The organism is Streptococcus suis, from assembly GCF_046032535.1.
GTDB lineage: Bacteria > Bacillota > Bacilli > Lactobacillales > Streptococcaceae > Streptococcus > Streptococcus suis_AK.
Genome location: NZ_JARQPL010000009.1, coordinates 40,719 through 52,739, shown reverse-complemented (window position 1 = coordinate 52,739; position 12,021 = coordinate 40,719). Strand labels below are relative to the sequence as shown.

General features: G+C 43.9%; 13 protein-coding genes and 1 pseudogene. 13 read left to right on the top strand and 1 reads right to left on the bottom strand.

Translation table 11 applies throughout. From position 1 onward, the window contains the following. Together P7J58_RS04540 and P7J58_RS04535 are read left to right on the top strand one after the other, a co-directional pair. Nucleotides 1-381: pseudogene (locus tag P7J58_RS04540) on the top strand (N-acetylmannosamine-6-phosphate 2-epimerase); the annotation flags it as partial. Nucleotides 382-408: 27 nt separating this feature from the next. Then, a complete protein-coding gene (locus tag P7J58_RS04535; protein ID WP_408555772.1) occupies nucleotides 409-1,917 on the top strand; it encodes a PTS transporter subunit EIIC in 1,509 nt (502 codons plus the stop codon). A 103-nt stretch (nucleotides 1,918-2,020) separates the two neighbouring features. On the opposite strand, the gene P7J58_RS04530 is transcribed toward P7J58_RS04535, so the two are convergent. Beyond that, nucleotides 2,021-2,833, bottom strand: a complete 813-nt coding sequence (locus P7J58_RS04530) for a MurR/RpiR family transcriptional regulator (protein ID WP_408555771.1) — start codon at nucleotides 2,831-2,833, stop codon at nucleotides 2,021-2,023. Between the two features lie 100 nt (nucleotides 2,834-2,933). Here P7J58_RS04530 and ybeY point away from each other — a divergent pair, with 100 nt between their 5' ends. The 11 genes from ybeY to smpB all read left to right on the top strand — a co-directional run bounded on the left by ybeY (nucleotide 2,934) and on the right by smpB (nucleotide 11,910). After that, nucleotides 2,934-3,431, top strand: a complete 498-nt coding sequence (ybeY, locus tag P7J58_RS04525) for an rRNA maturation RNase YbeY (RefSeq protein ID WP_408552791.1) — start codon at nucleotides 2,934-2,936, stop codon at nucleotides 3,429-3,431. Further along, entirely contained in the window at nucleotides 3,412-3,813 is a 402-nt protein-coding gene (locus P7J58_RS04520; protein ID WP_002935751.1) for a diacylglycerol kinase family protein, read from the top strand. Before ybeY ends, P7J58_RS04520 begins: the two co-directional genes overlap by 20 nt. A 16-nt stretch (nucleotides 3,814-3,829) precedes the next feature. After that, a complete protein-coding gene (gene era / locus P7J58_RS04515; protein ID WP_408555770.1) occupies nucleotides 3,830-4,729 on the top strand; it encodes a GTPase Era in 900 nt (299 codons plus the stop codon). A 147-nt stretch (nucleotides 4,730-4,876) separates the two neighbouring features. Then, nucleotides 4,877-5,314 (top strand): GNAT family N-acetyltransferase, encoded by a 438-nt coding sequence (locus tag P7J58_RS04510; RefSeq protein WP_408555769.1) that lies wholly within the window; start codon nucleotides 4,877-4,879, stop codon nucleotides 5,312-5,314. Nucleotides 5,315-5,976: 662 nt separating this feature from the next. After that, nucleotides 5,977-6,804: a DNA-formamidopyrimidine glycosylase gene (gene mutM, locus P7J58_RS04505; protein ID WP_408555786.1), complete on the top strand. Its 828-nt coding sequence runs from the start codon at nucleotides 5,977-5,979 to the stop codon at nucleotides 6,802-6,804. Next, complete coding sequence (gene coaE / locus P7J58_RS04500) at nucleotides 6,797-7,399, top strand: dephospho-CoA kinase (RefSeq protein WP_408555768.1); 603 nt, start codon at nucleotides 6,797-6,799, stop codon at nucleotides 7,397-7,399. Before mutM ends, coaE begins: the two co-directional genes overlap by 8 nt. Beyond that, entirely contained in the window at nucleotides 7,386-8,591 is a 1,206-nt protein-coding gene (locus tag P7J58_RS04495; protein ID WP_408555767.1) for a multidrug efflux MFS transporter, read from the top strand. Before coaE ends, P7J58_RS04495 begins: the two co-directional genes overlap by 14 nt. Then, nucleotides 8,591-8,740, top strand: a complete 150-nt coding sequence (gene rpmG, locus P7J58_RS04490) for a 50S ribosomal protein L33 (RefSeq protein WP_012775228.1) — start codon at nucleotides 8,591-8,593, stop codon at nucleotides 8,738-8,740. Before P7J58_RS04495 ends, rpmG begins: the two co-directional genes overlap by 1 nt. Before the next feature lie 46 nt (nucleotides 8,741-8,786). Further along, a complete protein-coding gene (secG, locus tag P7J58_RS04485; protein ID WP_002935768.1) occupies nucleotides 8,787-9,020 on the top strand; it encodes a preprotein translocase subunit SecG in 234 nt (77 codons plus the stop codon). A gap of 50 nt (nucleotides 9,021-9,070) precedes the next feature. Then, a complete protein-coding gene (gene rnr, locus P7J58_RS04480; RefSeq protein ID WP_408555766.1) occupies nucleotides 9,071-11,440 on the top strand; it encodes a ribonuclease R in 2,370 nt (789 codons plus the stop codon). A gap of 2 nt (nucleotides 11,441-11,442) precedes the next feature. Next, the gene (gene smpB / locus P7J58_RS04475) at nucleotides 11,443-11,910 is read left to right on the top strand and encodes an SsrA-binding protein SmpB (RefSeq protein WP_002935771.1); all 468 of its coding nucleotides are present in this window, start codon (nucleotides 11,443-11,445) and stop codon (nucleotides 11,908-11,910) included. Nucleotides 11,911-12,021: the final 111 nt, after the last annotated feature.

Sequence of the window (12,021 nt, the reverse complement as noted above, 5' to 3'; positions counted from 1 at the left end):
TGCACGAAGCGTGAGCGTTATGATGGACTCGATGTTGTTGATTTCATTAAGCAAATCAAGGAAAAATACCCCGAACAACTTTTTATGGCAGATATTTCAACCATTGAGGAAGGATTAACTGCTTATGAAGCAGGCATCGATTTTGTTGGGACAACCCTTTCGGGGTATACATCTTACAGCCGCCAAGAGGATGGTCCAGATATTGAATTCGTTAACCGCTTGTGCCGAGCAGGTATTGATGTGATAGCGGAAGGGAAAATACACTATCCTGACCAAGTAAAAATTATTCATGATTTAGGTGTGGCAGGAATCGTTGTAGGTGGTGCAATCACGCGTCCAAAGGAAATCGCAGAGCGGTTTATTAGTGCTTTACATAAATAATAAATAGGTTATAGAAAGGAATGGAGTATGAATTTTAAGAAGTTTTCTCAGCTAGGGCAGGCCTTTATGCTGCCAATCTCAATTTTGCCTGTTGCTGGTCTCTTACTGGGAATTGGAGGCGCCTTATCAAATAGTAATGCTGTAGCACAATTTCCTGTATTGGATCAAGCGTGGTTGCAAGCTGTATTCACTATCATGAGTACGGCAGGTAGTGCGGTATTTGCGAATTTAGCGTTGATTTTTGCAATTGGTGTTGCTGTCGGATTAGCGGATGCAGATAAGGGTACAGCCGGACTATCCGCAGGTGTTGCATACCTTATTTATACCGCTACAATTAGTGGCTTTCTAACTCTTTTTGCAGGGGAAGGAGCAAGTATTGATACTGGTGTTCTAGGAGCTTTGGCGATTGGTATCACTGTTGCAACTTTACACAATAAATACCGAAAAATTGAATTACCAGCCTTTCTTGGTTTCTTCGGAGGTTCTCGCTTTATTCCAATTATTTCATCATTTGCAGCAATTGCGATTGGATCCGTTTTTTATATAATTTGGCCACCAATTCAGAATTTGTTAGTTGATTTTGGTAAGGCAATAGCAGAGATGGGAAGTTTTGGAACCTTCTTATATGGTTTTGGTTTACGTTTGACAGGTGCCTTTGGCTTGCACCATACCATCTATCCAATGTTTTGGTATACTTCATTAGGTGGAAGTGAAGTGGTAGCAGGTGAGACAATCCAAGGTGCGCAAAATATTTTCTTTGCTCAATTAGCAGATGCGAACCATACAGGCTTATTTACTTATGGAACTCGATTTTTTGCTGGTCGATTTGCAACGATGATTTTTGGTCTACCAGCATCTTGTTTGGCCATGTATCACGCAATTCCTAAGGAAAATCGTAAGAAGGTTGGCAGTTTTTATTCAAGTAGTGCATTAACTTCCCTATTGACAGGAATTACTGAACCAATCGAGTTTTCTTTCTTGTTTGTTGCTCCATGGCTATATGTTGTTCATGCATTTTTAGATGGACTATCATTCTTAGTTGCGGATCTCCTGCAAATTCGTATTGGGAACTCATTTTCTGGTGGGCTTATTGATTACTTGATTTTTGGTGTTTTTCAAGGAAATGACAAAACCAATTGGATTTACGTTATTCCTGTTGGCTTGCTTTGGGCAGCAGTTTATTATCTTGTTTTCAAATTTTTAGTAACCAAATTTCACGTGCTAGTTCCTGGTATGGAAAGCAGTGATCAAGCATCACATTCTGAAAAAGTTTTATCAAACGGTTCTAGTCTTCGTGATAATGCAATTGCTATCATCGATGCTCTTGGTGGAGCAGATAATATTGAGAATGTGACTGCCTGTGCGACTCGATTAAGAGTATCGCTTAGAAATAGTGGTCTTGTGGATAAGGGAGTTATTCAGTCTATAGGTGCAACGGCTGTTTTGGATGTAAAAGGAGGGATACAGGCTATTTTCGGAGGTAAGGCTATTCTGTATAGCCAAGAAATCAATCAAATTCTTGGTCTTGAAGAATAGGGTTATATTTAAGCGAATTAAAAGCATTCAAACTGTACCTATCGGGTATTTTTGAATGCTTTTTGTTTTATTAAGATTGTTGTGAAATAGAAAGACGGATGAATTATTCTCTAATAGTTTGCTTGAAAATATTCTCTTTTTTCTCCTTGTCAATAGCCAAAAAATAGGCGTAGATAATATCTAGCATGATGAGTAGGGGAATTTGGGGTGAGATACGATTGCCGTAATTGAGGTGGCGGACGGAGGCGACTGGGATGATTTGGTCAAAAGTTGGATGGGGAAAACTCTTAGTTGTTAACAGGGCGGTAGGAATCCCCTTTTGAGCAGCCAGCTGGAGATGCTCCATGACCTCTTCTGTCTGACCAGACAAAGAAAGACCGATAACCAAGCAGGTCTGATCTAGGATATTGGTTGTCCAAATAAGATTGTTTTTATCAGTAATTGCATCACAGACTACACCCAGTCGCATAAAGCGGGATTTGATTTCCATTGCAACCAAACCAGAACTGCCGATTCCATAAAAATAGACACGCTTACTACTGTCAATCAGTCTGGCAATTTCTTCCAATTTTTCTTCATCAACGAGTTTATTGGTAGCAGTTAGGATTTCCTCATAGTCTACCAAGACTTTTTTTGTCAGGCTTCGCTGTAATTTTTCAAAATGTTTATCCAAGTATTCTTGGTTATTCTGAAAGGCAAAGACAAATTCTCGATAACCGGAAAATCCACATTTTTTGGCAAAACGGGTAAGAGCAGATGGAGAAATATGGAGTTGTTGTATAGTGTTTTCTTGGCTAAGATCGGCGCTAGATGGGTCTAACTGAGTAAAATAACTGGCAATCTGCTTTTCAAGTCTAGTCATCTGATCCAGATGAGACTCAATGATGGCAGTGATGTGTTTCGGTGTTTGTAACATTTTCCACTCCTCTGATAGCTTCTGAGGATATTATACCACTAAAAACCCCCTCATTGATAGGTTTTATGATATAATGGAAACGTAAAAGGAATGTAAGATTATGTATATTGAAATGATTGATGAAACAGGGCAGGTTTCTTCTCAAATGCAGGAGCAGATTACGGAATTGCTCCAGTTTGCTGCCGAAAAAATTGGCAAGCAGAATAAGGAAATGGCTGTGACTTTTGTGGACAATAAGCGTGTCCATGAGGTTAACTTGGAGTACCGAGGAATTGACCGTCCGACAGACGTTGTCAGCCTAGAATATAAGCCAGAGTCGGAGATTGTTTTTGATGAGGAAGACTTACTGGACAATCCTGAATTGGCTGAAATGATGGAAGATTTCGATGCCTATATTGGTGAATTGTATATTTCTATCGATAAGGCGCGTGAGCAAGCTGAAGATTATGGTCATAGCTACGAGCGTGAAATGGGCTTTTTAGCTGTACACGGTTTTCTGCATATCAATGGCTATGATCATTATACGCCAGAAGAAGAAACAGAAATGTTTGGTTTACAAGAAGAAATTTTGACGGCCTATGGACTTACAAGAGAATAATTCAAAAAATCGCTGGAAAAACCGAGAATTGATTGCTAGTCTAGAATTTGCAGTGACGGGTTTGTTGACGGCTTTCAAGGAAGAACGCAATATGAAGAAGCACCTTGCTTCAGCTATTCTTGTAGTGCTTGCGGGACTTATTTTCCAAGTATCTGTTACAGAATGGCTCTTCCTCTTGCTCAGTATTAGTCTAGTTATCGCTTTTGAAATTGTGAACTCGGCTATTGAGAATGTGGTGGATTTGGCGTCAGACTATCATTTTTCCATGTTGGCAAAGAATGCAAAAGATATGGCAGCAGGGGCAGTCTTGTTTGTGTCAGGCTTTGCCTTGTTGACAGGATTGATTATCTTTGTGCCGAAAATTTGGGACTTTATTTTTTAGAATATAAGGAGAATACATGACATTTAAGTCAGGTTTTGTGGCGATTTTAGGTCGTCCAAACGTTGGGAAATCAACCTTTCTCAACTATGTAATGGGGCAAAAAATTGCGATCATGAGCGATAAGGCTCAAACCACCCGTAACAAGATTATGGGCATTTATACGACAGAAGAAGAACAGATCGTTTTCATCGACACACCAGGAATCCACAAGCCTAAGACGGCCTTGGGAGATTTCATGGTGGAGTCTGCTTATAGCACCCTGCGTGAAGTGGATACGGTGCTCTTTGTGGTGCCAGCGGATGAGAAACGGGGCAAGGGTGATGACATGATTATGGAACGGCTCAAGCAGGCCAAGGTTCCCGTTATCCTCGTTGTCAATAAGATTGACAAGGTCCATCCAGACCAGCTTTTGGAGCAGATTGATGATTTCCGTCAACAGATGGACTTCAAGGAAATTGTGCCTATTTCTGCTACCCAAGGCAACAATGTAAACCGCCTCATGGAAATTCTCAAGGAAAACCTAGACGAAGGTTTCCAATATTTTCCAGCGGACCAAATCACTGACCACCCAGAACGTTTCTTGGTATCTGAGATGATTCGGGAGAAGGTTCTATACCTGACTCGTGAGGAAATTCCGCACTCTGTTGCCGTTGTCATTGAATCTATGAAACGCGATGAATTTACGGACAAGGTTCACATTCGTGCGACGATTATGGTGGAGCGTGATAGTCAGAAAGGCATTATCATCGGCAAGCAAGGAGCCATGCTCAAGAAAATAGGCTCCATGGCCCGTCGTGATATCGAACTCATGCTAGGAGATAAGGTCTTCCTAGAAACCTGGGTCAAGGTCAAGAAAAACTGGCGTGACAAAAAACTCGACCTCGCCGATTTTGGTTATAATGAGAAAGAGTATTAAAAACGTCCGGAGAACGTTTTTAACCCGAGCCAAGAAATTGGAGAGCGAGGTAGCCTGGTGTGACTTGTCTCGACAGAATAGAAATGAATTAATTTCAAGCGTGAAGCACCACTTTTGTGGTGTTTTCCGTCGTTACGGTGAGATATTATGACGATTAGAGCAGTTAATGAACAGACTCTTTCTATCTGGGCTTCTTTTGCAAGTCAGGTTTGGCAGACAAATGAGCAAGTTTTGATAGAAAAATTTTCAAATAATGAGTTTCCTTTTGAGTTTTTGTATTACTCTCAAAGTGAGGAGCCGATAGCGTGGATTAGTTTGTCGCTTCGCCACGACTATGTAGAAGGATGTCAGGTGGGTCCAGTTGCCTATTTAGAAGGGATTTTTATTAGCCCGAATTACCGTAGTCAAGGGATTGCGAAAGAACTGTTGAATTTTGCTGAGCATTGGGCTAAAAGTCAAGGGATAAGCCAACTGGGGTCTGATGCGGAATTAGATAACCTACTTAGTCAGAAGTTTCATATCAAGCATGGCTTCCGTGAAGTTAGCCGAACAGTTCACTATATTCGGGATTTGAATAGTGAATAAAAGTATGTCTAACACAAATTTAGTTAAGAAAGGAAAGTCAATTAGGCGTTAGAATTGAACTCGCCTACGACTCTTTGAAAAAAGATAACCGTGACCTAGGTGTCGAAGCAGCGTCGGTCAGGTTTCTATTTGCTTTGTAATTTTGTTAGAAAGGACGAGTGTTTGCGTACTTGAAAAGGTAGTTTGTTGCACTATTTAAGGCTAGTGTCAACATCTCAGCACAGTGGTTGATTGGCAGATTTGTTCGTGTTCCACACTCCAAATCTGACCTAATCAACTGTGTGGGGGAGGGAAGACGAACTCTTCTAGGATTGTTCGAGTTCTTTCCCTCTCCCAAATAGATAGAGTTCCTTGTGTGCAAGTCACACAGCGTCGCTCTCCTTTTATCTTGTTATCATTATTTAGAAAGGAAAGCCGATTAGGTGATGTAATTGAACACGCCTACGACTCTTTGAAAAAAGACAACCGTGACCTAGGTGCCGAAGCACCGTCGGTTAGGTGCCTATTTTTCTTTGACATTGTAATTTCATTAGAAAGGACGAGTGTTTGCGTACTTGAACCCGAGCTAAAAGCTCGGAAAATAGATAGAGCTCCTTATGTGCAAGTCACATAGCGTCGCTCTCCTAATTTTCAGTCGCTTTTTACGCTCTTGGTATCGTACATTGCCCGAATTGCCTGAGGTTGAGACGGTTCGTCGTGGTTTGAATCGGTTGGTCAAGGGAAAAGTCATCGAAAAGGTCAAGGTGACCTATGCTCCCATGGTTAAGACTGGAGTGGATGACTTCTGTCAAGCCTTGATTGGTCAGGAGATTTTAGATGTGGCTCGTCGTGGCAAGTATCTCTTGATTTACCTGACGGACCATGTCCTCATTTCCCACTTGCGGATGGAAGGTAAATACAATTTCTTTCCTGACCAGGTGCCTGCCAATAAGCATTTCCATGCCTTTATTACTTTTTCAGATGGCTCGACCTTGGTTTATCAGGATGTCCGCAAGTTTGGCACAATGGAACTGCTGGGAAAGGCAGATGTGGATGCCTATTTTATCAGTCGAAAAATCGGTCCTGAGCCGACGGAGGAAGATTTTGACTTAGAAGAATTTTCGAGAAAATTAGCTAAGTCGAAAAAGCCTATTAAGTCACATCTTTTGGCCCAGTCTTTGGTGGCTGGTTTGGGAAATATCTATGTAGATGAGGCTCTGTTTAGAGCACAAGTTCATCCTGCTCAAGCAAGTAATCAGCTATCGGCAGAGCAGGTGGCGGACCTCCGTCAAGCCACCATAGAAGTCTTGCAACTAGGTATCGAAAAAGGAGGCTCAACCATTCGGACCTACAAAAATGCCTTGGGCATGGACGGGACTATGCAGGATTATTTACAAGTTTATGGAAAGACAGGGCAGGCCTGTCCCCGTTGCCAGACGGAGATTGTCAAAATCCAGTTGGGCGGTCGTGGGACACATTTCTGTCCTCAGTGTCAGGTGAAACATGGCTAAAATTATTGGTTTAACAGGCGGTATCGCCTCTGGAAAATCAACGGTTACAGCTTTTTTGCGAGAACAGGGTTATCCAGTCATCGATGCGGATGCGGTCGTGCATGAGTTGCAGGCTAAAGGCGGTAAACTCTACCAGGTTTTGCTTGCCGAGTTTGGGGAAGCTATCCTGTCAGCTGATGGCAGTCTGGATAGGGCTAAGCTGGGACAGGCTGTCTTTGCGGATAGCAATCTGCGGGCTCGTTTATCTGTCTTGCAGGACAAGATTATCAGGCGGGAGCTGCTAGACAGAAGGGATGCTCTCAAGCAGAGTGAGGATGTAATTTTCATGGATATTCCTTTGCTTTACGAGGCAGATTATAGCGGGGAAGTAAATGAAGTCTGGCTAGTTTATGTCGATAGAGCGCAGCAGTTGGAACGGCTTATGAAACGCAATGGTTTAGCTGTTCAAGATGCAGAAAATCGTCTGGCAGCTCAGCTTTCTTTAGAGGAAAAACGGTCGCAAGCCCAGGTGGTGATTGACAATAGCGGAGCGGTTGAGGCGACCTTAGCACAGGTTGCGCAACTTTTGGAGGAATTAAAGGATGGACGACGGTAGTAGTTATTGGAAGCAGAATTTGAAGGTGGCTTGGTTAGGAAATTTCCTAACAGGGACGAGTTTTACCTTGGTCATGCCCTTTATCTCGGTCTTCGTAGAGGAGTTGGGAGTGGGAGCAGGTCAGGTGGAATACTATGCAGGGCTGGCGGTGTCTGTTAATGCCCTTGCGGCAGCCTTGATGGCACCTATTTGGGGGAGTTTGGCGGACCGTTACGGTCGCAAGCCCATGATGGTGAGGGCTGCTTTTGCGATGATTTTTACTATGGGTGGTATGGCCTTTGTGCCAAATGTTTTTTGGTTGCTTGCCTTACGTGTCCTAAATGGGGTATTTACAGGGTACATTCCCAATGCGACTGCCTTGATTGCCAGTCAGGTTCCAAAGGATAAGACGGGGTATGCTCTGGGGACATTGTCAACAGGTGCGGTAGCGGGTAATTTGATTGGTCCGACCCTGGGTGGTATCTTAGCAGAGATGTTTGGCGTACATACGGTATTTTTGCTGGTGGGACTTCTTTATGCTATCGTTGTGTTACTGACCGTTTTCTATATTCGAGAGGATTTTGTTCCAATCAAAAAAGGCGAAGAGATGTCGGTTAAAGAGGTATTTGAGCAGGTGAAAGATCGGCAGATGCTGGTTGGGCTTTTTGTGACTTCTATGATTATTATTGCAGCTGCTCAGGCTGTTGTTCCTATATTGACCCTCTACGTGCGGCATTTGGGACAGACAGATAATCTGTTATTTGTTGCTGGTTTTATCATTTCCTTGCCTGGTATGGCATCGCTAGTGACATCAGGTTATTTAGGGAAAATTGGTGATCGTATTGGCAACCATCGACTTCTATTGATTGCTTTGACTTACAGTCTGTTGATTAATGTTTTCTGTGTTTTTGCAGAAAATCCTTTCCAGCTCGGTTTGTTGCGATTCATGTATGGTTTTGGGACAGGAGCATTGTTGCCTTCGGTCAATTCTCTTTTGACCAAGTTGACTCCAAAAGAAGGGATTTCAAGGATATTTTCCTACAATCAACTCTTTAATAATCTAGGTTCTGTTGTTGGTCCCATGATGGGGTCTGCGGTGGCTGCTCACATGGGTTATGACTGGGTTTTCTATCTGTCGAGCGGACTTGTCCTCTTTAACCTTATCTGGTCTTTGACCAATTTTAGAAACTATTTGAAAGTAAGGGATGTTTAGTGAGAGTTAAAATCAATTTACAATGTTCAGAATGTGGTAGTAAGAACTACTTGACTAGCAAAAACGCCAAGACTCATCCAGATAAGATTGAAGTCCTTAAATACTGCCCAAAAGAGAGAAAAGTAACCCTCCACCTTGAAACTAAGTAGGTTTTATGGTATAATGACATAAGTTATTGTAGAAAGTGAAAAAAATATGTATCAAGCATTATTGGCAATTCTGTTGATTTTATCTGTTATTTTGATTGTAGTGATTTTTATTCAACCGGCTAAAAACCAGTCTAGCAACGTCTTTGACTCTTCTAGTGGAGCCTTATTTGAACGTACAAAGGCCCGTGGTTTTGAAGCGGTGATGCAACGCATTACAGCTATTCTTGTTTTTCTTTGGATGCTGGATGCGCTGGCACTTGTTATCATTTCAAGTAAGTAGATAAATCAGACTGGGACTTGTTCTTGGTCTATTTTTTTAGTAAAGGTAAGATGAAAAACGAAATTATTAACTATATTAAAGAAGTTGGTCCTGTGACCATGGATCAGCTGGCAGATCAGTTTGGAGCTAGTTCTGCTAAGAGCTTCACAGACTTGGTCAAGCTGGTTTCTAGCATGGAAGGCAGTCGTCAACTTGTCTTTGACAATGCTGGGCGGATTACTCTTCCTGCTCCAAAAATCTCCAAAAACAAGGTGACCTTGCAGGGTATTTTCCGTGCCCACAAGTCAGGTTTTGGCTTTGTGACCATTGACGAGGAGGAAGATGATCTCTTTGTCAGTCGTGACGATGTCAACTTCGCTATTGAGGGCGACCGAGTGGAAGTGGCGATCAAGAAAGTAGCAGACAGGCTCAAGGGGACGGCTGCGGAAGCGGAAGTCATTGATATTTTGGAACATAGCCTGAAAACTGCGGTGGGCTTGATTGTTTTTGACGAAGACAAGCCAGAATATGCAGGCTACATCAAGTCTAAAAACCAGAAAATCGCTCAGAATATTTACATCAAGAAGTCACCTCTGGTATTGACCGGAACGGAAATCCTCAAAGTCGATATCGAGGCTTATCCAAACAAGAAACGGGACCACTTTATTGCGACCATTCGGGACGTGGTGGGTCACAAGGATGATGTGGGCATCGATGTCTTGGAAGTTTTGGAATCCATGGACATCGTGTCGGAATTTCCTGATGAAGTCTTGGCGGAGGCCAATCGAGTGCCAGAAAGCCCGTCTGAGAAGGATTTTGAAGGACGCTTGGACCTGCGAGATGAAATCATCTTCACTATTGACGGTGCAGATGCCAAGGACTTGGATGATGCGGTCCATATCAAGCAACTCAAGAACGGTAATCTGGAGCTGGGTGTCCATATCGCTGATGTCAGTTACTATGTGACCGAAGGTTCTGCCTTGGACCAGGAAGCTGTCAAGCGTGGGACTTCTGTCTATGTGACCGACCGTGTGGTGCCGATGTTGCCAGAACGCCTGTCGAACGGCATCTGTTCCCTTAATCCAAATGTGGATCGCCTGACCCAGTCGGCTATTATGGAAATTGACCGCAAGGGCAAGGTGGTTAAGCACTGGATTGGTCAGACGGTCATCAAAACCACCTTCCGTATGACCTATTCCGATGTCAATGATATGATTGTGGGCAATCAGGAAAAGCTTGCTAAATACAAGGCGATCGTGCCAAGTGTTGAGCTCATGGTCAAACTCCATGAAACCCTGGAAACCATGCGGTACAAGCGTGGAGCTCTCAACTTTGATACAGCTGAAGCAAAAATCATCGTCAACAAGGATGGTCTACCAGTCGATATTCAACTGCGTCAGCGGGGTATTGCCGAGCGGATGATTGAGTCCTTCATGCTGGCTGCCAATGAGTGCGTTGCTGAGCATTTTGCCAAGTTGGACCTGCCTTTCATCTATCGGATCCACGAGGAGCCTAAGTCAGACAAGTTGCAGAAGTTCATCGACTATGCGACCAGCTTTGGTTTGACGGTCTATGGTACGGCCAACTCTATCAGCCAGGACGCCCTTCAGGACCTCATGGAGCGGGTCAAAGATGAACCTTATGCTGATGTCCTCAACATGATGTTGCTCCGTTCCATGCAGCAGGCACGCTACTCGGAGCACAACCACGGCCACTACGGACTGGGTGCGGAGTTTTACACCCACTTCACCAGTCCTATCCGCCGCTATCCTGACCTGCTGGTTCACCGTATGGTGCGGGAATATGGTCATAATCCTGCGGAAAAAGCAGAGCATTTTGAGCAGGTCATTCCTGAGCTTGCCAAGTCTTCGTCCAGTTTAGAACGCCGTGCCATTGAGGCAGAGCGGGAAGTAGAAGCCATGAAGAAGGCAGAGTTCATGCAAGAATTTGTTGGGCAAGAGTTTGACGGTGTCGTGTCTAGCGTGGTCAAGTTTGGGCTCTTTGTCGAGTTGCCAAATACAGTTGAAGGCCTGATCCATGTCACCAACCTTAACGAATACTACCAGTTCCACGAGCGGACTCTGACCTTGCAGGGTGAGAAATCTGGTCGGGTCTTCCGTGTCGGTCAGCCAATCCGTATCAAACTAACGCGGGCGGACAAGATGACAGGGGAAATCGATTTTGCCCACGTGCCGTCCGAGCTGGATATCGTAGAAAAAGCTTTGAAAGCCAAGCGGAGAACGGCTAGTCACTCCAACCGTGACCGTGATGATCGGTCAGGGCGAGGACGGGGCAAGCACCACAAACAAGAAGCTGCTGGTCGCGATAGCGGACGTCACAAGTCTGGGAAAGACCACAAGTCAAAAAGTGGTAAAAAAGACAAGAAAAAGAAACCATTTTACAAAGAAGTGGCTAAAAAGAACAAGAAGAAAAGGAGATAGGCATGGCCAAGGGTGAGGGCAATGTGATTGCGCAGAATAAAAAAGCCCGCCACGACTATACCATTGTCGATACAGTGGAGGCGGGGATGGTCCTGACGGGGACGGAGATTAAGTCTATTCGTGCGGGGCGGATCAACCTTAAGGATGGCTTTGCCCAAATCAAGCAGGGCGAGGCTTGGTTGGTCAATGTCCATATCGCTCCCTATGATGAGGGCAATATCTGGAACCAGGAGCCAACGCGGACACGTAAACTTCTCTTGCGGAAGAAGCAGATTGAATCTCTGGGCAATGAGGTCAAGGGAACAGGGATGACCCTGGTGCCCCTCAAAGTCTATATCAAGGACGGCTTTGCCAAGGTCTTGATTGGGCTTGCCAAAGGGAAGCATGACTACGACAAGCGAGAGTCCATCAAACGCCGTGAGCAAGACCGTGATATTAAACGGACCATGAAGGCTATCAATAGTCGCTAAGACTGGGAGAAATCCTGGTCTTTTTTGATTTTCATTGAGTATCAGTCACAAATTTCAGACATTTTCTGATTTTTATGGTTGAACACGTGTAATACGTATGGTATAATGATC

Coding starts and splice junctions, on each gene's coding strand:
- P7J58_RS04535 (WP_408555772.1), top strand. CDS start 409: ATGAATTTTAAGAAGTTTTCTCAGCTAGGGCAGGCCTTTATGCTGCCA.
- P7J58_RS04530 (WP_408555771.1), bottom strand. CDS start 2,833: ATGTTACAAACACCGAAACACATCACTGCCATCATTGAGTCTCATCTG.
- ybeY (WP_408552791.1), top strand. CDS start 2,934: ATGTATATTGAAATGATTGATGAAACAGGGCAGGTTTCTTCTCAAATG.
- P7J58_RS04520 (WP_002935751.1), top strand. CDS start 3,412: ATGGACTTACAAGAGAATAATTCAAAAAATCGCTGGAAAAACCGAGAA.
- era (WP_408555770.1), top strand. CDS start 3,830: ATGACATTTAAGTCAGGTTTTGTGGCGATTTTAGGTCGTCCAAACGTT.
- P7J58_RS04510 (WP_408555769.1), top strand. CDS start 4,877: ATGACGATTAGAGCAGTTAATGAACAGACTCTTTCTATCTGGGCTTCT.
- coaE (WP_408555768.1), top strand. CDS start 6,797: ATGGCTAAAATTATTGGTTTAACAGGCGGTATCGCCTCTGGAAAATCA.
- P7J58_RS04495 (WP_408555767.1), top strand. CDS start 7,386: ATGGACGACGGTAGTAGTTATTGGAAGCAGAATTTGAAGGTGGCTTGG.
- secG (WP_002935768.1), top strand. CDS start 8,787: ATGTATCAAGCATTATTGGCAATTCTGTTGATTTTATCTGTTATTTTG.
- rnr (WP_408555766.1), top strand. CDS start 9,071: ATGAAAAACGAAATTATTAACTATATTAAAGAAGTTGGTCCTGTGACC.
- smpB (WP_002935771.1), top strand. CDS start 11,443: ATGGCCAAGGGTGAGGGCAATGTGATTGCGCAGAATAAAAAAGCCCGC.